We start from the raw sequence: 19,936 nt of genomic DNA, 5'->3' as shown, positions 1-19,936 counted from the left end.
GACGTGACTCAGACAGCCGACGCCGCAGCACCTGTCCGCCAGCCCGATCAGAAGCCTGCCCGCAGGCGTGTGCACCGCGCCTGGTTCGTCGCCGCCGTCACCTTTGTGACGATCATCGGTGCCGCGGCCTTCCGTTCCGTACCGGGTCTGCTCATCGACCCGCTGAACAACGAGTTCGACTGGTCGCGCGGCACGATCGGTGCCGCGGTCTCCGTCAATCTCGCGCTGTACGGCCTGACGGCCCCGTTCGCGGCGGCCCTGATGGACCGCTTCGGCATCCGCCGGGTGGTCGCGGTCGCCCTGACGGTCATCGCGCTCGGCTCGGGCCTGACGGTGTGGATGACGGCGGCCTGGCAGCTGATGCTGTGCTGGGGCCTGCTGGTCGGCCTCGGGTCCGGCTCCATGGCCCTGGCGTTCGCGGCGACCGTCACCAACCGCTGGTTCACCGAGCGGCGCGGCCTGGTCAGCGGCATCCTCACCGCCGCGTCGGCGTCGGGCCAGCTGATCTTCCTGCCCTTGCTGTCCTGGATCATCGACCGGTACGACTGGCGTCCGGCGGCCGTGACGGTCGCGCTCGCGGCGCTGGCGGTCGTGCCCTTCGTGTGGCTCTTGTTGCACGACCACCCGGCCGACGTCGGCCAGAAGCCGTACGGCGCGACCGAGTTCGTGCCGAAGCCGGCCCCGGTGACCGGCGCCGCGCGCCGCGCCGTGTCCGTCCTGCTCTCGGCCGCTCGCACCGGCCCGTTCTGGCTGCTCGCGGGTACCTTCGCGATCTGCGGCGCCTCCACAAACGGCCTGATCCAGACCCACTTCATCCCCGCTGCCCACGACCACCACATGCCCGTCCAGGCCGCAGCCTCCCTGCTCGCGGTCATCGGCGTCTTCGACGTCGTCGGCACGATCGCCTCCGGCTGGTTCACGGACCGCTTCGACGCGCGCCGGCTGCTCGCGGTGTACTACGCGCTGCGAGGCGTCTCGCTCTTGTTCCTCCCGCTGCTGCTGGCGCCCTCGGTCCACCCTCCGATGATCTTCTTCATCGTCTTCTACGGCCTTGACTGGGTCGCCACAGTCCCGCCCACCCTCGCCCTGTGCCGTGAGCAGTACGGCGAGGACAGCGCGATCGTCTTCGGCTGGGTCCTCGCCTCCCACCAGGTGGGCGCCGCCCTGGTCGCCTTCCTCGGCGGAGTCGCCCGCGACACGTTCGGGTCGTACAACGTGGTCTGGTACGCGTCGGGGGCGTTGTGCGCGGTGGCGGCGCTGATGGCGCTCGTGATCCGGCGACGGGCGGGGAGCGTGGCGGCGGCGACGGTCTGAGACGGGCGGTGGAGCCTCATCCATGAGAGCTCCGCACGGGAGCCCGAAAAAAAGTCGGGCGGCGATGTCGAGAACCCGCGTCCGGCTCCGTCCCCGGTGTGAACGCGACCACAATGGGTCGCACGAGCACCGAGGAGAACCATCATGGCCAAGTACCTGCTGCTGAAGCACTACCGCGGCGCCCCGGCCCCGGTGAACAACGTGCCGATGGACCAGTGGAGCCCCGAGGAGATCTCGGCGCACATGCAGTACATGAACGACTTCGCGGCCGGGCTGGAGAAGACCGGCGAGTTCGTCGACGGCCAGGCGCTCGCCCCCGAGGGAGCGTGGGTCCGCTACGACGGTGAGGGGCGCCCGCCGGTCACCGACGGACCGTTCGCCGAGACCAAGGACCTCATCGCCGGCTGGATGATCATCGACGTCGACAGCTACGAGCGCGCCGTCGAGCTGGCCGGTGAGCTGTCCGCCGCCCCCGGCGCGGGCGGCAAGCCGATCCACGAGTGGCTGGAGGTGCGCCCGTTCTACGGCGTGCAGCCCACCATCACGGAGTGAGGTCTCAGGTGTCCGCGATGGACGAGGCCCTGCTCAGGAGCCTCACGCCGAGCGTGCTCACCGTCCTCGTCCGCCGCGGAGCCGACTTCGCGGCGGCCGAGGACGCCGTCCAGGACGCCCTGGTCGAGGCGCTCCGCGTCTGGCCGGCCGACCCGCCGCGTGATGGCAAGGGCTGGCTGGTCACCGTGGCCTGGCGCAAGTTCCTCGACGCGACCCGCGCCGACACCGCCCGCCGCCGGCGTGAGGACCGCGTCGAGGAGGAACCGGCGCCCGGCCCGGCGCCCGCGGCGGACGACACGCTCCAGCTCTACTTCCTCTGCGCCCACCCGTCCCTGACCCCGGCCTCGGCGGTCGCGCTCACGCTGCGCGCCGTCGGCGGCCTTACCACCCGGCAGATCGCCGAGGCCTACCTCGTACCCGAGGCGACCATGGCGCAGCGCATCAGCCGGGCCAAGCGCACGGTCTCCGGTGTGCGCTTCGACCGGCCCGGGGATGTGGCCACCGTCCTGCGCGTCCTCTACCTGGTCTTCAACGAGGGCTACTCCGGCGACGTCGACCTCGCCGCGGAGGCCATCCGGCTCACCCGGCAGCTCGCGGCCGCGATCGACCACCCCGAGGTGGCCGGTCTGCTCGCCCTCATGCTGCTCCACCACGCCCGGCGGGCCGCCCGCACCGCGCCCGACGGCAGCCTCGTGCCGCTCTCCGAGCAGGACCGCGGCCGGTGGGACACCGCGTCGATCGCCGAGGGCGTCGTGATCCTCCAGACGGCCCTCGCCCGCGACCGGCTGGGCGAGTTCCAGGCCCAGGCCGCCATCGCCGCCCTCCACGCCGACGCGCCCGCCGCCGAGGAGACCGACTGGGTGCAGATCGTCGAGTGGTACGACGAGCTCGCACGCCTGACCGACAGCCCGGTCGTCCGGCTCAACCGCGCGGTCGCGGTAGGGGAGGCCGACGGACCGCGCGCCGGCCTGGCGGCGCTCGCGGCGCTGGACACCTCGCTGCCCCGCCACACCGCGGTGGCGGCATACCTCCACGAACGCGACGGCGACCTGGCGACGGCGGCTCGGCTGTACACCGAGGCGGCCCACAAGGCGCCCAACCTCGCCGAACGCGACCATCTGACGCGGCAGGCGGCGCGGCTCAATGCGGGCCGGGGGCGCTGACGGGGTGCGCGTGGACTGTGCCGGCGCCGGGGGTGAGCTCGCCGGGGCGTTCGAGCAGGCCCAGGAGCGCACGCGCGATGACACCGGCGTCGTGCAGCCGCCTGGCCAAGTCACCTGACGTCGTTGCGCTGTCGAGGAGTTCGTCCGCATGCCTCAGGACGGTTTGTGCGGTGGCCCGTATGCCGTCACCCATCCGTCGGGGGCGCGGTCGATACCTGGAGAAAGTCAGCCATACCGGGAGCGTAGGCGGCGGCCAGGGGTTCAGGAAGGGCTTCTCAGGGCCGCGTCGGGGCTGCTCGGGGAGGCGGGTGGCCAGGCAGTCCAGTTTGCGGGCTTTGGCCCGTTGGTTCGCCGAGCGGCGTCGGCGGGCGCGCTCGCGTCTCGCATGCACGCCGGGTGAGTTCAGCGGCGATCGGTGAGTGGGGGTGGGGGAGCCCGTGCGGCGTAATTCAGTGTTCGAGCGGCTGTGGGGGCGCCTACGGTGAAGCCCATATGACACTCCTACATGTTCATGACTATGGGGGCGATGGCCCGCAACTGGTTCTTCTGCACGGGTTCGGGCGGTCTCTGGCCGACTGGAGCGCCTCGGCGGCTCAGCTCACCGACGGGCATCGTGTCCTCGGCGTAGACCTTCCCGGGCACGGTCGTTCTCCCGACATTTCTCCCTGGGACCTCCCCACCGTGGTGCGGCGCATCGCGGAGACGCTCGAGGCGCACAGTGTGCCGGAGGCCGTCGTGGTGGGGCATTCGCTCGGGGGGCTGGTCGCCGTCGAGTACGCCCGGGCGTATCCGGACCGTACGCGTGCCGCCGTGAATCTCGACGGCTTCTGGTGGGGGCGCGACCGCCCCGGCGCCGAACAGGTGACTGAGGGGCTGCTGGCGTCGGTCGGGGCCGTCGCGCCGGCCGGGTACATCGAGCAGCAGATCACCAACTCCGCCCGGTTCGGGACAGCCGCCGACCGAGCCGAGGCCGCTGCCCGCGCGGCGGCGCGCCCGCTGCCCGACGGCACCTGGCAGACGCTGCCGGAACGGGCTGCGGCGCTGGAGATCGTCGACGAACTCCACCGGCTCGGCGCGCCCGGTGTCACCGCCTGGCTGGACGGCGTGGACCGCCCGCTGCTGCTGGTGCAGGCCGGGCGACGGCTGCCGCCCGCGCCGGGCATGGAGTGGTTCGACGCGTTCAGCGCTCACTTCGCCCGAGAGGTCTCCGACGAGCTGGCCGTGGTCTCCCGCACCCGGCCGACGATCAGCGTCGAGCGCATCGACGCCACCCACCCCATGATCCTGGAGACTCCTGAGGCGGTGGCGAGGCTGGTCGCCGGGTTCGTTCGCGCCCTGCCCGACTGAAAAATCCGGCACACTGAGCCCAGCTGCTTCGCCGCTTCGAGAGGTCCGTTGATGACACTCGGCATGGTCCTCGGCGACGTGGACGTCGTGACTCAGCACGCTCGTCCACGCCCGATCTTCCGAGGAGTATGCCGTGTCCACGATCCACTGGACCGAGACTCATCCCCGTTCCGCCCGCTGGCATTCTGAGTCCGGGCTGCCCCTGCCCCGCCGGGTCGTCGTCGCCGACGACCGTATGCGGGCCGCCGACGCCTACCGGCTGGCCTGTGAGGGCACCGCGTTGCTGTGGCGCGGGGATTTTCACAACGCGCGGCAGTTGCTGAGTGCCCTGGACCGTCGTGTCGGGCGTACCGCGCCCGGCGCTGCGGACACGACGGCCGAGACCTTCCGGTTGCAGCGCCGGTTCCGGGGCCATCGTGCACGCGTGCTCGGCAAGTTGGTGGTCGTGCTGGAGGCGGACCACGGACTGGACCTCCGGCGGGCCCCCGATGTGCGTCGGGCGGTCGAGGAGGCGTACGGGGCGTTCGACGGGCCCGTGGCCGTCGCCCTCTCCGAGCTGCTGGGTGTGATCAGTGCCCGGCAGTGGCGGGAGAAGGGCGTGTACGTCCCGGCGCTGGAAGCGTCGGTTCACCCGCACTACGGCGTGTTCGCGCCCACCCGGAGCGAATACGTCGATCTCGTCGCCCAGGCCCCGCTGCCGCGAGGCGGCGACGTACGCGTCGCGTTCGACCTGGGCACCGGAACCGGCGTGCTGGCCGCCGTGCTGGCCCGGCGTGGCGTCCGGCAGGTCGTGGCGACCGACGTCAGTGCGCGGGCCCGGGCGTGTGCGCGGGACAACGCGGGGCGGTTGGGGATCACGGGGGTAATCCGGGTGACCGGGCCCGAGCTCTACCCCGAGGGGCGCGCCGACCTGGTCGTGTGCAACCCGCCCTGGCTTCCCGGCCGTCCCGCCTCCGACCTCGACCTCGGCGTCTACGACGCGGGCGGCGGCATGCTCCAGAGCTTCCTGAGCGGGCTCGCCGGGCGGCTGGAACCCGGCGGCGAGGGCTGGCTCGTGCTGTCCGACCTGGCCGAAAGGCTCGGGCTGCGCAGCCGGGAGCAGCTGATGACCGCCGTGGAGAGTGCCGGGCTGCGGGTGGCCGGCCGGATGGACACCAGCCCGCGCCATGCCCGTGTGCGGGACACGGACGATCCGCTGCACGCCGTACGGGCCGCCGAGGTCACCTCGCTGTGGCGGCTGACCGTCGTCCAGCCCTCCGCCCAGTCTTCTGTCAACCGCTAGCCCTCCGTCAACCGCGCGAAGCGCCCCCGGTGGAACAGCAGCGGTCCGTCCGGATCGTCCGCGCCCGTGCCGAGGGCGTTCACCCGGCCGACCACGATCAGGTGGTCGCCGCCGGTGTGCACGGCGTGGATCGCGCAGTCGATCCAGGCGACCGCGCCGCACAGGCGGGGTGAGCCGGAGACGGGTGCCCTGTCGTATGCCACGCCTGCGAACTTGTCCGCGCCGCTCACCGCGAAGGAGCGGCACAACTCGTCCTGGCCGGCGCCCAGGACGTTCACGCAGAACACGCCGGCGCGGGCGATCCGGGGCCACGTCGTCGACGTGCGGCCGACCATGAAAGCCACCAGCGGCGGGTCCAGGGAGAGGGAGCTGAAGGACTGGCAGGCGAAACCGGCGGGGGCGGCGTCGGGGGTGGCGGGGGGTGCCGTCACGACCGTCACGCCCGTCGCGAAGCGGCCCAGGACGCGGCGGAATTCCTGCCCGTCCAGGGGTGCGCGCTCGTCTTCGCCGACGCAGCGCAACTCCGGGCGCGGCAGCGCTTCCACGGGCCGCGCGGCCGGGGCGCGGGCCGACCTGAGGTAGCGGACGGCGGCTTCCGCCATCCCTGCTTGTCCCATCACGCTTACGATTGAAGCTGACAGCGCGTCAGATAGGAAGCCTTTCAGAGGCCCCTGTACACCGCGTTCCGCCGCTCCACGAAGCTCCGTACCCCCTCCCGCGCGTCCGCCGTCGCCATGTTGATCTCCTGCGCCGCGGCCTCGGCGGCGAAGGCGCTGGCCCGGTCGGTGTCCAGAGAGGCGTTGACGAGCTGCTTGGTCAGGGCGAGGGCGCGGGTCGGGCCGGCGGCGAGGCGTTCGGCCCAGGCACGGGCCGTCTTCTCCAATTCCTCCTCCGGTACGACCCGGTTGACCAGACCGAGGCGTTCGGCCTCCGTCGCCGTGAGCGCGTCGCCTAAGAACATCAGCTCCTTCGCCCGCTGCGGGCCGATGAGGCGGGGGAGCAGGTAGGCGCCGCCGCCGTCGGGGACCAGCCCACGTCGTACGAACACCTCGATGAACCTGGCCGACTCCGCGGCCAGGACGAGATCGCAGGCGAGCGCCAGATGGGCTCCGAGACCGGCCGCCGTGCCGTTGACCGCCGCGATCACCGGCTTCTCGCAGTCGAGGACGGCGGCGATCAGGCGCTGGGCGCCGGTGCGGAGGGTGCGGGCGACATCGCCGACCGTGCGTTCGGCTGTGGTGGCGGCGCCTCGGAGGTCCGCGCCCGCGCAGAAGCCCCGGCCCGTTCCCGTGATCACCACCGCTCGGATGCCGGCCGTCGCGGACGCCTCCGACAGGAGGTGCACGACCTCGTCCCGCTGGTCCGGTGTGAGGGCGTTGAGTGTCTCGGGGCGGTTCAGGGTGATGGAGAGGACCTGGCCGGCTGTGGCGTGCAGGACGGCCGGCATCAGCGGCACACCGCCAGCGCGTCCAGCGCCACGGCGCCCTGCCCCTGCGGCAGCACCATCAGCGGGTTGATGTCCAACTCGGCCAGCTGGTCGCCGAGTTCCAGTGCCATGCGCTGCACGCGCAGGACGACCTCGACCAGGGCGTCCAGGTCGGCCGGCGGGCGGCCCCGGACTCCGTCGAGCAGGGCCCGGCCGCGCAGGCCGGCGAGCATGTCCCGGGCCTGTTCCTCGCCGAAGGGCGGTACGGCCACGGCGGTGTCGCGCAGGACCTCGACCAGCACCCCGCCGAGGCCTGCGGTCACCGTCGGGCCGAACAGGTCGTCGTGGGTGACTCCTACGACCATCTCGACGCCCTGTTCGACCATCTGGCAGACCAGCACGCCGTCCAGGGAGACGTCCTCGTAGCGGGCGATGTCGGTCAGCTCCCGGTAGGCGTCGCGGACCTGGCTCGCGGAGGTCAGGCCGATCTTCACCAGGCCGAGTTCCGTCTTGTGGGCGATGCGGGCACCGGAGGCCTTCATCACCACGGGGTAGCCGACCAGGCCGGCGGCCCGTACGGCTGCCGCCGCGCTGGTCACCAGTTGTTCACGCGGTACGCGGATGCCGTATGCCCGCAGCAGCTGCTTGGCCGCGTGCTCGCTGAGCTGCTCGCCGGGGTGCATCAGCGCCTGTGCCTTGCGGTAGGACGGCGACGGCGTGCGCGGGGCCTCGTCGAAGGGGGAGCGGTAGGCGGTCGTGAAGCGGTGGTGGGCGAGGTAGGCGCGGACGGCGGTGAGGCAGTTGCCGACCGTGCGGAAGGTGGCCACACGGGAGGAGCCGAGCAGGACCTCGCGGTAGGCCGGTTCCGTGCCGACAGGCGATCCCCACACGACGCACACCAGCTTGTCCGTGTGCTCCGCCGCGTCGACCAGGTCCCGTACGAGGCGGTCGCTGAGTGGTGGGAAGGGGCCGGTGACCGGGCAGATCAGCACGCCGACCTCGGGGTCGGCGAGTATCGCGTCGATGATCTTCCGGCCGCGTTCGTCCCCGACCGGATGCCCGCCGTTGTCGACGGGGTTGGCGACGCTCAGGTACTCGGGTATCCACTGGTGCAGCTCGGTCTGCCTCGTCTCGGACAGCACCGGGAGCCTCAGGCCCGCCTCGGTCGCCAGGTCCGCGACGTGCGCGCCCGTGCCGCCCGAGATCGAGTAGACGACGACGCCGTCCGAGCGTGGCGGCCGGGGGCTCGGGCCAACAGGGCCGCCGTGTCCTGGAGTTCGTCGAGGCCGTCGACGCGGATCACGCCGTACTGGCGCAGTGCCGCGTCCACCACCGCGTCCGCGCCGGTCAGTTTGCCGGTGTGGGTGGCGGCCGTGCGGGCGCCGGTCTCGGTGCGGCCCACCTTGACGGCGACGACCGGGACTCCGCGCCGGGCGGCCCGGTCGGCGGCGAGGAGGAAGTGGCGGCCGTCCTTCAGCCCTTCCAGGTAGCAGGCGATGGCGCCGATCCCGGGCTGTTCGGCGAAGTAGGAAAGGAAGTCCGCGGTCTCCAGGTCGGCCTCGTTGCCGGTGGGCGCCCAGTGGGAGAGGCGGATGCCGAGCTCCTGGAGGGCGAAGACGGGGCGGCCCTGGTGGCCGGACTGGGTGATCAGGGCGATCGCGGGGCCGTCGAGGTCGTCGCGGAAGTGCTCGAAGGCGTTGAGGTTGGTGTTGGGGCCCAGCAGACGCAGCCCGGAGCGTTCGGCGGCGGCGGCGAGTCGCCGCTGGGCGGCCTCGCCCTCCGGGCCGGTCTCCGCGAACCCGGACGCGAAGACGACCGCGAACCGCGCCTTGGCCTCGGCCAGTTCCTCGAACACGGGGAGGGGGTCGCCGACGAGTACCACCGCCAGGTCGACCTGCTCGGGCAGGTCGGCGACGGAAGGGGAGCAGGCCAGGCCGAAGACGGACGGGCGGCTCGGATGCACCGGGTACAGCCGGGCCCCGACGCGCTCGGCCCAGTCGGCCAGTTGGCGGGTCACGCCGGTGTTGGGGCGTCCCTCGGTGTCCGAGGCGCCGATCACGGCGACGGACCGGGGCCGGAAGAAGTGGTCGAGATCGGGGACGTCGGCGTGCAGCGGACGCCCGCTGACGTCGAAGTCGCCCTCCTGGGCCGGCCTGCCGTGCACGGCGGGCCCGGGCCGCTCGCCACAGGCGATGGCCCGGGCCCGGCGGGAGTCGGTGGTGAGGGTGCCGTGAGTCGATCCAAGCATCGTTTCCGCCCGCTCCTGTGAGACAGCCGCTAACTGACGCACTGTCAGATTACTGAACTGGTGCGGTGTCAGGAATGGCTGTGCGGGAAAGTCGGCCAGTGCGATGCCTGGGGTGGGGGTGAGTTATTTCGAATGCCACCTACACCGAACTGTCCCGCGCGACGGCCTTACTGTCCCGCGCGACGGCCTTCGCGATGCGCACCGCGTCGAGCGCCAGCTCGCGCAGATTGCCGCTGATCGGGTTGGTGAAGCCGGTGAAGTACAGGCCGGGGGCGTTCGACGGGGTGCGGGCGCCGTGGGCGACGGGCTTGCCGCGGGGGTCGAGGACGTCGAGGTGGCCGACGAGGTCCTCCAGGGCGCGGACGTATCCGGTAGCGGCGATCACCACGTCCGGGGAGAGCCGGGTGCCGTCGGCCAGCACGATCTTGCCGTCGCCCTCGAAGGACTCCACGGCGGCCACGATCTCGACCTCGCCCCTGCGCACGGCGTCGATCAGGCCGACGTCCTGCACCGGGATCGCACCCTGCTTCACCCGGGAGTACAGGCCGGTGTCGGGGCGCGGCAGGCCGTGCGCCGACAGGTCGGGGATCGCCACCTTGGCCTGTACCCGGGAGATCCGGTCGACGAGGCCGACCGGCAGCCGGCGTACCAGGACACCGCTGTACTGGGCGGCCCAGCCGGCCGTCGAACGGCGCACGATGTGCGGGACGGTGCGCACGGCCAGCCGGACCCGGGAGGCGCCGCTCTCCACCAGGTCCACGGCGATCTCGGCGCCGGTGTTCCCGATGCCGACGACGAGGACGTCCCGGCCGGCGTAGGGCGCGCCGTCGCGGTACTCCCCGGCGTGCAGCAACTCGCCCGTGAAGGCATCGCGGCCGGGCCAGTCCGGCAGGCGCGGGGTGTGGTTGTAGCCGGTCGCGATCACGACCGCCGAGCCGGTCAGTTCCCTGCCCCCGGTGGCGTGCAGCAGCCAGCCCGTGCCGTCGGGCGCGCGCTCGATCCGGGACACCTCGACGCCGGTGACGATCTCCAGGCGGTGGTGCTCGGCGTACTTCTCCAGGTACCGCACCACGTTGTCCCGGGACACCCACCGCCCGAACCGGCGCGGCATGGGCAGCCCGGGCAGGGCCGACAGGCGGCGGGTGGTGTGCAGATGCAGCCGGTCGTAGTGGCGGCGCCAGGACGCCCCGACGCGGTCGGACTTCTCCAGGACGACGGCCCGTACGCCCCGGGCGCGCAGCGCGTACGCGGCGGCGAGTCCGCCGGGGCCGCCGCCGATGACGTAGACGGGGCGGTCCGGTGTGGGGTGCGCGGAGGAGTGCGGGGAGGGCGTGGAATCGGCCATGAGCGGGAGCGTAACCACGAGCCCGCTTGATGGGTCTCGGTCAAGACCGGAATTGGTTGCGGATCGATCACGGCTGTAGGAGAAGCGCGTGGGGCTCGTGGCGTAGCGGGCCTGGTTGTGGCGGGTTCGTGATCGTTCCTGACGGGGTGCGGCCTCCGGCGCGGACGGGAAGGGATCGGAGGCCGCGATTCTGAGAGGCGGCGTCCCGGCGTTCGCGGGGTCTTGCGGATCCACATAACTGACGTACCGTCAAATCCCATGGACGCGATCTGGCTCGGCGGAGCGGAGTGGCTGGCCGTACTGCGGATCGGGCTCGGGCTGTGGTGGCTGGAGAGCTGGCGGCACAAGGACCGCAAGGCCTGGTTCGAACGGGGCACCGGCATCGAGTGGGCGGCCGGGATAGCGGCCGAGCACCGCTGGAGCGCCGTCCGTTCGGGCTTCGCCACGGTCGTCGCTCCCCACCCGCGCGTGATGGCGTACGTCGTCGTCTACGCGGAACTCGCCCTGGGCCTGGGCCTGATCGCCGGCTTCCTCACCCCGGTCGCCCTGGTCGGCGGGCTCCTCCTCAACGTCCTCTACCTCACGCTCATGATCCACGACGTGGCCGAGCAGGGGCAGAACTCGATGATGGCGCTGATGTCCGTGGTCGGGCTGTTCGGGATGTCCTGGCAGACGTGGTCGCTGGACAGCGCGCTGGGGCTGTTCTGATGACCGGGCGTTTCGACCTGCCCGAGCCCGATGCCTTCACCCGGACGTACTGGGACGCGGCAGCCGAGGGCAGGCTGCTGATCCGCCGCTGCCGGGCCTGCGCACGGGCCCACCACTACCCGCGCGAGTTCTGCCCCCGCTGCTGGAGCGAGGACGTCGTCTGGGAGGCCGCGAGCGGCCGGGCCACCCTCTACACCTGGTCCGTCGTCCACCGCAACGACCTGCCGCCCTTCGCGGAACGCACGCCGTACGTCGCTGCCGTGGTCGACCTGGCCGAGGGGCCGCGGATGATGACGGAGGTGGTGGGGGAGAGGGAGCTGTCGGCGGGGGCGGACCTGGAGGTGGCGTTCCGGGAGGGGGTCCCGGTGTTCCGGATCGTGCCCGGGACCGGGGCCGGGTGAGTCCTGGCCGAGTGAGTCCTGGATCGGGTAAGTCCGGGATCAGGACCGGATAAGTGAGCTTCCCCCTCCCGCCCCACGGGCTTGAATGGCCCCATGGCCCCCCGACGCGACCAGTTCCCGACCGCCCTCCCCGAACTCCACGGCCACGGCCTCCGTCTTCGCCCCTGGGACGCCACGTCCGGCGCCGACGTCGAGACGTGGCTGTGCGGCATGCGGGATCCGGAGTTCCGGCGCTGGAACACCCCGCTGAGGCTGGTCACGGACCGGGCGAGCGCCCGGGAGTCGCTGCTCGCGCGGGCGCAGAGTGCCGTGGAGGGCACGTCGGTGTCGTTCCGGGTCGCGGACGCGCGCAGCGATACGGCCCTGGGACACATCGGCGTCAACGAGATCAAGTACCACCTGAAGGTCGCCCGCGTCGGCTACTGGGTGCTCCCCGAGGCCCGCGGCCAGGGCGTCGCCACCCGGGCCCTGCTGCTCGCGACCCGCTGGGCCTTCGGCGGACTCGGCCTGCACCGACTGGAGCTGGACCACGCGGTCGGTCACGACGTGTCGTGCCGGATAGCCGGGAGATGCGGTTTCGCGTACGAGGGAACCCTGCGCGGGGCGATCTTCGAGGAGGACCGGCACGACGCGTTCCGGGACGCCCACCTGCACGCGCGGCTGGCGACGGATCCCGAACCGGAGGCGGGCGCAGCGACCCGGGCGTAATTCGGAGGTGCCGGCGGGGACGCGGACGGCACCATGGGGCATGCGCACCGACGACTGGCACCTCACCCAGGACCTCGACGACTTCCTCGCCCGCGCGGGCTCCTTCCTCCGCTCCCAACCGGCCTTGCACACCGTCCCGTTGGCCGTCACGGAGACGCTGCGCACCCGAGGACGGCACGTCTACGGCGAAGGGACGCCGGAGTTCGGCGTACTGGAGCGGGACGGGGCCGTCCGGGCGTCGTTCTTCCGCACCCCGCCCCACTGGCTGAACCTCACCGCCCTCACCCCCGAGGAAGCCGACTCCCTCGCGGCGCGACTGGCCGCGCTCGGGCAGCGTCTGCCCGGCGTGAACGCCGACCGGGACACCGCCGCCGCCTTCACCGAGGCCTGGCAGCGGCACACGGGCGCCACGGCCACGCTCCGTCAGCGCCAGCGGCTCTACCGGCTCGGCACCCTGACCGTGCCCGCCCCCGCACCGCCCGGCGTTCCCCGGACCGCCGTCGAGGCGGACCGCGCGCTGCTCATCCGCTGGTACGCGGAGTTCAGCGCCGCGATCGGCATGGGCACCCTCCACGGCGCCGACGAGTGGGTGGATGCCCGCATCGAACAGGGCGGCGTCACCTTCTGGGAGGCCCCGGACGGCACACCCGTCGCCATGGCCGGCAGGACCCCTCGGATCGCCGGGCAGATCCGCGTCGCCCCGGTCTACACCCCGGCCCACCTCCGCGGCCGCGGCTACGCGGGCGCGGCCACGGCCGAGATCAGCCGCACCGCCCTCGCCTCCGGCGCACGTGAAGTACTCCTCTTCACCGACCTGGCGAACCCGACCAGCAACGGGCTGTACCAGCGCATCGGGTACCGGGCGGTGACGGACTTCGCGGTGTACGACTTCGGCACGGCCTGACGGAGAACCCGGCCGCCCCTCACGGCCACAGCAGCTCCCGCACCCACCCCTCCCCGTCCCCACGCCGGTAGCGCAGCCGTACGTGGCGTCGCTCCCCGTCGCCCTGGAAGAACTCCACCTCCTCCGGCCGCAGCCGGTACAGGGTCCAGGACGGCACGGGAGCCTCCGGCTCACTGCGGGCCCGTTCCCAGGCCGCCTCGGAGGCCCGGGCCAGCTCCTCCACCGAGTCGAGGATCTCGCTCTGGCGGCCGGTCAGCGCGGCTGCCAGGGCGCCCGTCGAGCGGGCGTGCAGGTCGCCCTGGGCGTCGGCGGAGGGGGCGGCGGTCACCGGGCCGCGGACCCGGACCTGGCGGCCCAGCACCGGCCAGTAGAAGGTGAGGGCGGCATACGGGCGGGCGGTGAGGTGTCGGCCCTTGCGGCTGCCGGTGTGGGACGCGAAGGACCAGCCGGTCTCGTCCGCGCCGTGCAGCATGACGATCCGCACGTCGGGCAGGCCGGACTCGTCCGAGGTCGCCAGGGACATGGTGTGCGCCTCGGTCTGCCCGGCCGCCACCGCCGCCGCGAACCACTCCGTGAAGAGCGGCAGCGGGTCCGAGGGGGCGGCGGCCGGGTCGAAGGGGGGCAGGTGGGTGGACTGCGGGTCCCAGACGCGCAGTGACCTCAGCAGCTCGTGAAGATCGGGTGCCATGGGCCGATTGTCACCTGATTCTTGCGAGGATGCCCCGGCGTTCACGCCGGGGAGGAATCGCATCCGGGTGTTGCGAGGCGGAGCGTCGCGGTATCCCGTTCAGGGCGCGGAGCGCCTCCCGCGCCAAGGCGCACAAGGACATCACGGGGCGCCTGCCCATGGCACGCCGGGCGGGGATGCCCACGCACAGGAAGAAGCGCGAGGCGCTGCCGACCCTGAACTACACCCAGCGTGGGTTCCGGTTGAGGGACGGCCGACTGCATCTGGCGGGCGGGGTCGTGGTGAGCGTGGTGTGGTCGCGGGAGTTGCCGGCGGAGCCGTCCTCGGGGCGCGTGTACCAGGACAGCCTCGGGCACTGGTACGGCTCCTTCGTCGTACCCGCCCAGGTCCGGCCACTTCCGTCGGCCGGTCGCGTCCTCGGTGTCGACTGGGGCGTGAAGGAGACCGCGACCACCACCTCCGACACGCACGACCTCCCCCACGCCGAGCACGGCAAGAAGGCCCAGGCGAAGCTGACCGGTTACGACCGGATGATGGCCCGTCGCAAGCCGAAGAAGGGCCAGCCGGCGTCGAAGGGCTACCGCGAGGCGAGGAAGCTGCGGGCCAAGGCGCACAAGAAGGTCGCCAGGCAGCGTCAGGACACCGGCCGCAAGTGGGCGAAGAAGGTGGTCCTCGACCACGATGCCATCGCGGTCGAGGACTTCCGCCCGAAGTTCCTCGCCAGGACCACCATGGCCCGCAAGGCCGCGGACGCCGCCATCGGCGCCACCAAGGCCGCTCTGATCGAGATGGGGCGCAAGCACGGGCGGGACATCCGCCTGGTCCACCCCGCGCACACCACGATGGACTGCGCGCAGTGCGATGCGAGAGCCAAGCATCGCCTGCCGCTGGGTGAGCGCACCTACACCTGCACCGCATGCGGATACGTGTCCCCACGGGACAAGAACTCCGCACGCATCATGCTCGTCCGGGCTGGTCTCCACCCGGCTGGCGCCGATGGCACAAGACCTCCTGGAGCGCCGCTCCAGGAGGCAGTCTGAGCCAGGAATCCCCTCCCTTCAGGGAGGGGAGGATTCAAACCTGTCCCAGGTCCGACGAGACCCACCGCTCCGGCCGCATCCGCAGCACGAGCTGCTCCCCGTGGTTCTTCCAGGCGAAGTCGACATAGCCGTCGACCTTGTCGGCCGGGAGGTAACGGGCCGAGAGCTCTCGGAGCAGGTCGAGGGTCGCGGGGGCCGTGTCGACGACCGGGCCCTCGACCGACACGTACCGGATCGTGGGTTCGAGCCGGTCGATCATCAGCGAGAACCGGCCCGCCGTGCTGATCAGCTCGTTCTTGCGGGAGTCGAGGCCGGTCATGATCCAGATGTCGCCGCCGGGCTCGTACTGGTACCAGATCGGCACCGTGAGCGGGGCGCGGCCCGCCCCCGCGGCGACCGCCAGCGCGGCGACATGGGGCTCGGCCAGGAACTGTTCGCGCTCTTCGCGGGTCAGGGCCATTCCGGTCTCCTCCAGCGGCTCGCTCAGATCCTTCTTTCCCGAGCCAACACCGGCCCCGGCACCGGTGTTCCCCTCATCTCACCCCGCCCCGAGCACCATGGTGCCCGACGAGCAGAACCAGCCCCCCGTCCCTGACGCCACCGTCAGCCGCGGCAGGGAGCCGTCGGCGCGCCGCACCTGGCGGTCGCCGCACTCGCCCCGGAGCTGCCGTACCGCCTCCACCAGCAGGAACAGGCCCCGCATCCCGGGGTGCTGGGCCGAAAGACCGCCCCCGTCGGTGTTCACCGGCAGTTCGCCGCCCTCGACCCGCAGCCGGCCTTTCTCGACGAACGCCCCGCCCTCGCCCTTCGCGCAGAAACCGAGGTCCTCCAGCGTCACCAGGGTCATGTAGGTGAACGCGTCGTAGATCTCGGCGAAGTCGATCTCCGAGGGGCGTACGCCCGCCCGTTCGAAGGCCAGCCGTCCGCTCACCGCCGCCGGTGACACCGTGAAGTCCGGCCACTCGGACATCGCCGAGTGCGACACGGACTCCCCGCTCCCCAGCACCCACACCGGTGCCGTACGGCAGTCCCGTACGTACTCCGCCGCCGCCAGCAGCACCGCCGCCCCGCCGTCGGAACGGACACAGCAGTGCAGCTTGGTGAAGGGGTCCGCGATCATCGGGCCGGAGGCGATCTCGTCCGGCGTGATGGGCGCGCGGAACATCGCCTCCGGGTTCAGGGCCGCGTTGGCCCGGGCCTGGACCGCCACCTGAGCGAGCTGCTCGATCGTCGTGCCGTACTCGATCATGTGGCGGCGGGCCGCCATGGCGTACTTCGCGATCAGGGTGTGGCCGTAGGGGGCCTCGAACTGCAGGGGGCCGCAGGTGCCGAAGGACAGGGTCCCGGTGCGGCGGCCCGCCTTCACGTCCGCGCGGGCCGTCGAGCCGTAGGCGAGCAGCACCACGCGCGCGTGCCCGGCCGCGATCGCGTCCGCCGCGTGGGCCGCCATGACTTCCCAGGTGGAGCCGCCGACCGAGGTGGAGTCGACCCAGGTGGGGCGCAGTCCTAGGTACTCGGCGACCTCGACGGGGGCCAGTGTGCCGAGGCCCGCCGAGGCGAAGCCGTCGACCAGCGAACGGTCCAGGCCCGCGTCGGCCAGGGCGCGGCGGGCCGCCTGGGCGTGCAGGGCGTACGGGGTCGCGTCGTCCACGCGGCCGCAGTCCGAGAGGGCCACGCCGACGACGGCAACTTTTCTCCGGGCCACCATGAATCTGACGGTACATCAGATAAGTCGGGCGGGGGAGCGCCGGGACTCTGGGCATCCCCGCCCCACCGCCCTAATATGACGCACCGTCAGATGCGGAGGTGGTGCCCCCATGGACGCCCGCTTCACTCCCGAACAGGACGAGATCCGCCGCACCCTGCGCGAACTCCTCCACAAGCGGTGCGGACCCGTGGAACTGCGGGCCGCCCTCGACAGCCCGGCCGGACACGACCCGGCCCTGTGGACCGCCCTCGCCGAGCAGCTCGGCCTGCCCGGACTGGCCGTCCCCGAGACCTACGGCGGGGTCGGCTGCTCGGTCACCGAGCTGGCCCTCGCCTGCGAGGAGACGGGCCGTGCCCTCGCCCCCTCGCCCCTGCTCGCCACGGCCGTCCTCACGGCCCCGCTGCTCCTTGCCCTCGGCGCCGACGCCCAGCGGTCGGACCTCCTCCCGCGCATCGCCTCCGGCGCCCTCACCGCGGCCCTCGCCGTACCGGGGCCCGCCCTCCCCACCGCCCTCGCGCTCACCGGCCACGACCCGCACGGGACGTGGGCCGGCGGCGGCCGGGCCGGGGGCGTGCAGGCCCGGCACGCGGACGGCGGCTGGCGGCTGTACGGGGAGGCCGGGCAGGTCCTCGACGGGCACAGTGCGGGGCTCCTCCTGGTCGCCGCGCACACCGGAGGGTTCGCCCGTTCCCGTGTCCTGCTCTTCCTCGTACGGGCGGACGCCGCCGGTCTCACCCGCGTACGGCAGACCGCGCTGGACGCGACCCGTCCGCAGGCACGCGTCCAACTCCGGCAAGTGGAAGCTGAGTTGCTGGGGAGCGAGCACGCTGACGTCCTCGCCGCTCTCGCCCGGCTCGGCGACACCGCCGCCGTGTGTCTCGCCGCCGAGGCCGTGGGAGCGGCCGACCGGGTGCTGGAGCGGACCGTGGAGTACGTCGGGCGGCGCGAGCAGTTCGGGCGGCCGGTCGGCTCCTTCCAGGCGGTCAAGCACCGGCTGGCCGACGTGTACGTCCAGGTGCAGGCGGCCCGCTCGGCGGCGTACTACGCGGCCTGGGCCGGCGCCGCCGCCGACGGCGAGAAGGCGGGCGGGCTCGCCCTCGCCCAGGCGCTGGACGCCCTGCGCGGGGCCGCCGCCGAGGGGATCCAGCTGCACGGCGGCATCGGGTTCACCTGGGAGCACGACACACATCTGTACTTCAAGCGTGCCGCGGGCGACGAGCTGCTGTTCGGGCCGGTGCACCGGCTGCGGGCGCGGGCCGGCGACGTGGCGCATGTCTTCGAGGAGGCCCGCCGATGAGAGGCGTGCGGTTCGTGCAGAAGGTGTCCTCCACCCCGGGGTTCGCCCGGGTGGCACCCCACGTCTTCCCGGCCGTGGACCGGGCCGTGCACCGGCTCACCCGCGGAAAAGTGCTGCTCAGCGCGCAACTGCTGCCGGGTGTGGTGCTGACCTCTACGGGAGCGAGGAGCGGGCTGCCGCGCCGGACGCCGCTGGCCTGCATGCCCGAGGAGGGCGGGCGGAGCTGGATCCTCGTCGGGTCCAACTTCGGGCGCTCGGGGCACCCCGCCTGGAGCCACAATCTGCTGGCCCATCCGAGCGCCGAGATCAGCTGGAAGGGCCAGGACATCCCGGTCACGGCCCGGCTGCTGGAGGGGGAGGAGCGGGCGGCGGCCTGGAGGGCGGTGCTGGAGTTCTGGCCGCCGTACGCCGCGTACCAGGCGCGGGTGGAGCGGGAGATACGGGTCTTCAGCTTGCTCTTGCGGGGAACCCCAGGGCTTCAGTCCTAGGAGGAATCGCATCCTCGTGGTTGCGGCGCGGAGCACCGCGGTATCGCTGCTGGGTGCACGGTCGCGGAGCGGCCGGGTGTCGTCTCCGGCGGGACCGGGCCCAACGGGCCACCCACTCCAGCTGGGCCTTTGCCCAGCTGGGGCAGTTCATCGCGTACAAGGCCCGCCGGGCGGGAGTGCCGGTGGTGTACGTCGACCCGGCGTACACCTCCCGCACCTGCGCCGAGTGCGGGCACATCGACAGGGCGAACCGGGTCTCACAGGCCCGGTTCGCGTGCCGGTCCTGCGGATTCGTTGATCACGCAGACCGCAATGGCTCCCGCAACATCCGCGCTCGTGCGTGGGAGTTGTGTCGACGCGGGGCCTCGTCAACGGCCCCCGCCCCACCGAGCCAGCGGGAGGGGCTGGACGCGAACGCAGCATCACCGCCAGTGGTGCCCGTTGCGCAAGCCCGGCGCTTTAGCGCCGGGTAGTTGACGATCGTGCGGAGCCAGAAGTCGCGCTAAGACAGAGGCAGAAAGCGCGACAGGCGGCGGCCACCGGGGTGGACCGCCGCCTGCCAGACAGGACTTGGTAAGGGAAAAGAGCCGAAGGCGCAGGGGCGCCGGGCCGCTACTTCGTCGGCTTTCTGCCGGTGACACCCAGGTGCACCAACAGCGCCAGGTTCGGCTTCAGTTCGGCCTGCTTCACGCCCCAGGAGGTGAAGCCCTTCTGGTGCGAGGCCACGGCCGCGAGCATCGCGACCAGCGAGCCCGCGACGGCCGCCGGGTTCACGTCCTTGTCGACCCTGCCCTTGGCCTGGAGCTCGGCGACGGCGTCCGCGAGGGAGTTGTTCACCGAGTTGAGAATCTTCATACGGAGCTTGTAGAAGCGTTTGTCGCCCTCCGCGGCGCCGAGATCGACGACCCGGAGGATCGCGTCGTTCTTGCGCCAGAACTCCAGGAACCCGTCGACGAGTTCCTGGGCCGTCTGCCAGCCGGCTTTGCCGGCCCAGGAGCGGCCCTGAAGGAGCTCGGTCAACGCGGCGCCCTCGGTCGCCATTTGCTCGGCGATCTCCAGGACGGCGCCCTCGACGTCCGGGAAGTACTGGTAGAAGGTCGCGGGCGAAGTGCCCGCCTTCCGGGCGACATCGATGACTTTGACATCCCGGTACGGGGAGGAGCTGAGCATCTCGCTGAGGCAGTCGAGCAGCTTCTGCCGGGTCGCCTGCCCACGCCGGCCGGCCACGCGGCCGTCGACGGTACGCACTTGTCCTGTCATGACGTCAGCTTACCGAGGAGGGGTCGAGGCGCGATTCGGCCGACTGCAAATGGGGTG

At 72.3% G+C, this 19,936-nt stretch carries 19 protein-coding genes and 2 pseudogenes; 13 read left to right on the top strand and 8 right to left on the bottom strand.

Annotated elements, in window-relative coordinates; all coding sequences use genetic code 11:
• Positions 1–3 precede the first annotated feature (3 nt).
• The 5 genes from ACQEV8_RS19125 (at position 4) to ACQEV8_RS19105 (ending at position 5,658) form a co-directional block, all read left to right on the top strand.
• Positions 4–1,314, top strand: a complete 1,311-nt coding sequence (locus ACQEV8_RS19125; protein ID WP_432961800.1) for an MFS transporter — start codon at positions 4–6, stop codon at positions 1,312–1,314.
• Positions 1,315–1,458: 144 nt separating this feature from the next.
• A complete protein-coding gene (locus ACQEV8_RS19120; RefSeq protein ID WP_432961798.1) occupies positions 1,459–1,866 on the top strand; it encodes a YciI family protein in 408 nt (135 codons plus the stop codon).
• A 17-nt stretch (positions 1,867–1,883) separates the two neighbouring features.
• Positions 1,884–3,029, top strand: coding sequence for an RNA polymerase sigma factor (locus tag ACQEV8_RS19115; protein ID WP_432972803.1), 1,146 nt, complete (start codon positions 1,884–1,886; stop codon positions 3,027–3,029).
• Between the two features lie 492 nt (positions 3,030–3,521).
• The gene (locus ACQEV8_RS19110; RefSeq protein ID WP_432961796.1) at positions 3,522–4,376 is read left to right on the top strand and encodes an alpha/beta fold hydrolase; all 855 of its coding nucleotides are present in this window, start codon (positions 3,522–3,524) and stop codon (positions 4,374–4,376) included.
• Between the two features lie 133 nt (positions 4,377–4,509).
• Positions 4,510–5,658, top strand: coding sequence for a methyltransferase (locus tag ACQEV8_RS19105; protein ID WP_432961794.1), 1,149 nt, complete (start codon positions 4,510–4,512; stop codon positions 5,656–5,658).
• Here ACQEV8_RS19105 and ACQEV8_RS19100 read toward each other — a convergent pair.
• From ACQEV8_RS19100 to ACQEV8_RS19085, 4 genes and pseudogenes are all read right to left on the bottom strand, one after another.
• A complete protein-coding gene (locus tag ACQEV8_RS19100; RefSeq protein ID WP_432961792.1) occupies positions 5,655–6,275 on the bottom strand; it encodes a flavin reductase family protein in 621 nt (206 codons plus the stop codon). The two genes, ACQEV8_RS19105 and ACQEV8_RS19100, sit on opposite strands and share 4 nt — an antisense overlap.
• Before the next feature lie 44 nt (positions 6,276–6,319).
• A complete protein-coding gene (locus ACQEV8_RS19095; protein WP_432961790.1) occupies positions 6,320–7,105 on the bottom strand; it encodes an enoyl-CoA hydratase/isomerase family protein in 786 nt (261 codons plus the stop codon).
• Positions 7,105–9,332, bottom strand: a pseudogene (locus ACQEV8_RS19090) (acetate--CoA ligase family protein). Before ACQEV8_RS19090 ends, ACQEV8_RS19095 begins: the two are co-directional and overlap by 1 nt.
• Before the next feature lie 139 nt (positions 9,333–9,471).
• On the bottom strand, positions 9,472–10,677 hold the full coding sequence (locus ACQEV8_RS19085; protein ID WP_432961788.1) for a flavin-containing monooxygenase: 1,206 nt from the start codon (positions 10,675–10,677) through the stop codon (positions 9,472–9,474).
• Between the two features lie 258 nt (positions 10,678–10,935).
• Between ACQEV8_RS19085 and ACQEV8_RS19080 the strand changes: the two genes are divergently transcribed.
• From ACQEV8_RS19080 to ACQEV8_RS19065, 4 genes are all read left to right on the top strand, one after another.
• Positions 10,936–11,385 carry a DoxX family protein gene (locus tag ACQEV8_RS19080; protein WP_432961786.1) on the top strand — a complete coding sequence of 150 codons (450 nt, stop codon included), beginning with the start codon at positions 10,936–10,938 and terminating at the stop codon, positions 11,383–11,385.
• Positions 11,385–11,786 carry a Zn-ribbon domain-containing OB-fold protein gene (locus ACQEV8_RS19075; protein ID WP_432961784.1) on the top strand — a complete coding sequence of 134 codons (402 nt, stop codon included), beginning with the start codon at positions 11,385–11,387 and terminating at the stop codon, positions 11,784–11,786. Before ACQEV8_RS19080 ends, ACQEV8_RS19075 begins: the two co-directional genes overlap by 1 nt.
• Positions 11,787–11,879: 93 nt before the next feature.
• A complete protein-coding gene (locus tag ACQEV8_RS19070; RefSeq protein ID WP_432961782.1) occupies positions 11,880–12,494 on the top strand; it encodes a GNAT family N-acetyltransferase in 615 nt (204 codons plus the stop codon).
• Between the two features lie 40 nt (positions 12,495–12,534).
• Positions 12,535–13,398, top strand: a complete 864-nt coding sequence (locus tag ACQEV8_RS19065; RefSeq protein WP_432961780.1) for a GNAT family N-acetyltransferase — start codon at positions 12,535–12,537, stop codon at positions 13,396–13,398.
• Between the two features lie 19 nt (positions 13,399–13,417).
• Here the strand turns inward: ACQEV8_RS19065 and ACQEV8_RS19060 are convergent, their stop codons facing one another.
• Positions 13,418–14,086: a pyridoxine/pyridoxamine 5'-phosphate oxidase gene (locus tag ACQEV8_RS19060; protein ID WP_432961778.1), complete on the bottom strand. Its 669-nt coding sequence runs from the start codon at positions 14,084–14,086 to the stop codon at positions 13,418–13,420.
• Positions 14,087–14,142: 56 nt separating this feature from the next.
• Here ACQEV8_RS19060 and ACQEV8_RS19055 point away from each other — a divergent pair, with 56 nt between their 5' ends.
• Positions 14,143–15,126: an RNA-guided endonuclease InsQ/TnpB family protein gene (locus ACQEV8_RS19055; RefSeq protein WP_432972800.1), complete on the top strand. Its 984-nt coding sequence runs from the start codon at positions 14,143–14,145 to the stop codon at positions 15,124–15,126.
• Positions 15,127–15,160: 34 nt separating this feature from the next.
• Here the strand turns inward: ACQEV8_RS19055 and ACQEV8_RS19050 are convergent, their stop codons facing one another.
• Entirely contained in the window at positions 15,161–15,586 is a 426-nt protein-coding gene (locus tag ACQEV8_RS19050; protein WP_432961776.1) for a pyridoxamine 5'-phosphate oxidase family protein, read from the bottom strand.
• 78 nt (positions 15,587–15,664) lie between these two features.
• Positions 15,665–16,834, bottom strand: a complete 1,170-nt coding sequence (locus tag ACQEV8_RS19045) for a thiolase C-terminal domain-containing protein (RefSeq protein WP_432961774.1) — start codon at positions 16,832–16,834, stop codon at positions 15,665–15,667.
• A 109-nt stretch (positions 16,835–16,943) separates the two neighbouring features.
• Between ACQEV8_RS19045 and ACQEV8_RS19040 the strand changes: the two genes are divergently transcribed.
• From ACQEV8_RS19040 to ACQEV8_RS19030, 3 genes and pseudogenes are all read left to right on the top strand, one after another.
• A complete protein-coding gene (locus ACQEV8_RS19040) occupies positions 16,944–18,131 on the top strand; it encodes an acyl-CoA dehydrogenase family protein (protein ID WP_432961772.1) in 1,188 nt (395 codons plus the stop codon).
• Complete coding sequence (locus ACQEV8_RS19035; protein WP_432961770.1) at positions 18,128–18,619, top strand: nitroreductase family deazaflavin-dependent oxidoreductase; 492 nt, start codon at positions 18,128–18,130, stop codon at positions 18,617–18,619. Before ACQEV8_RS19040 ends, ACQEV8_RS19035 begins: the two co-directional genes overlap by 4 nt.
• Before the next feature lie 95 nt (positions 18,620–18,714).
• A pseudogene (locus ACQEV8_RS19030) lies at positions 18,715–19,082 on the top strand (zinc ribbon domain-containing protein); the annotation flags it as partial.
• A gap of 149 nt (positions 19,083–19,231) precedes the next feature.
• On the opposite strand, the gene ACQEV8_RS19025 reads toward ACQEV8_RS19030, so the two are convergent.
• Positions 19,232–19,879, bottom strand: a complete 648-nt coding sequence (locus ACQEV8_RS19025) for a TetR family transcriptional regulator (protein ID WP_376390461.1) — start codon at positions 19,877–19,879, stop codon at positions 19,232–19,234.
• Positions 19,880–19,936 lie beyond the last annotated feature (57 nt).

The organism is Streptomyces sp. CA-179760 (genome assembly GCF_050937045.1).
GTDB lineage: Bacteria > Actinomycetota > Actinomycetes > Streptomycetales > Streptomycetaceae > Streptomyces.
This window is presented reverse-complemented; position numbering and strand designations above follow the sequence as displayed.

Bases quoted from the DNA above. Each gene is read 5' to 3' on its own strand.
- ACQEV8_RS19115 (WP_432972803.1), top strand. From the start codon at position 1,884: ATGGACGAGGCCCTGCTCAGGAGCCTCACGCCGAGCGTGCTCACCGTC.
- ACQEV8_RS19025 (WP_376390461.1), bottom strand. From the start codon at position 19,879: ATGACAGGACAAGTGCGTACCGTCGACGGCCGCGTGGCCGGCCGGCGT.
- ACQEV8_RS19075 (WP_432961784.1), top strand. From the start codon at position 11,385: ATGACCGGGCGTTTCGACCTGCCCGAGCCCGATGCCTTCACCCGGACG.
- ACQEV8_RS19060 (WP_432961778.1), bottom strand. From the start codon at position 14,086: ATGGCACCCGATCTTCACGAGCTGCTGAGGTCACTGCGCGTCTGGGAC.
- ACQEV8_RS19065 (WP_432961780.1), top strand. From the start codon at position 12,535: ATGCGCACCGACGACTGGCACCTCACCCAGGACCTCGACGACTTCCTC.
- ACQEV8_RS19045 (WP_432961774.1), bottom strand. From the start codon at position 16,834: ATGGTGGCCCGGAGAAAAGTTGCCGTCGTCGGCGTGGCCCTCTCGGAC.
- ACQEV8_RS19085 (WP_432961788.1), bottom strand. From the start codon at position 10,677: ATGGCCGATTCCACGCCCTCCCCGCACTCCTCCGCGCACCCCACACCG.
- ACQEV8_RS19040 (WP_432961772.1), top strand. From the start codon at position 16,944: ATGGACGCCCGCTTCACTCCCGAACAGGACGAGATCCGCCGCACCCTG.
- ACQEV8_RS19080 (WP_432961786.1), top strand. From the start codon at position 10,936: ATGGACGCGATCTGGCTCGGCGGAGCGGAGTGGCTGGCCGTACTGCGG.
- ACQEV8_RS19035 (WP_432961770.1), top strand. From the start codon at position 18,128: ATGAGAGGCGTGCGGTTCGTGCAGAAGGTGTCCTCCACCCCGGGGTTC.
- ACQEV8_RS19120 (WP_432961798.1), top strand. From the start codon at position 1,459: ATGGCCAAGTACCTGCTGCTGAAGCACTACCGCGGCGCCCCGGCCCCG.
- ACQEV8_RS19095 (WP_432961790.1), bottom strand. From the start codon at position 7,105: ATGCCGGCCGTCCTGCACGCCACAGCCGGCCAGGTCCTCTCCATCACC.
- ACQEV8_RS19070 (WP_432961782.1), top strand. From the start codon at position 11,880: ATGGCCCCCCGACGCGACCAGTTCCCGACCGCCCTCCCCGAACTCCAC.
- ACQEV8_RS19100 (WP_432961792.1), bottom strand. From the start codon at position 6,275: ATGGGACAAGCAGGGATGGCGGAAGCCGCCGTCCGCTACCTCAGGTCG.
- ACQEV8_RS19110 (WP_432961796.1), top strand. From the start codon at position 3,522: ATGACACTCCTACATGTTCATGACTATGGGGGCGATGGCCCGCAACTG.
- ACQEV8_RS19050 (WP_432961776.1), bottom strand. From the start codon at position 15,586: ATGGCCCTGACCCGCGAAGAGCGCGAACAGTTCCTGGCCGAGCCCCAT.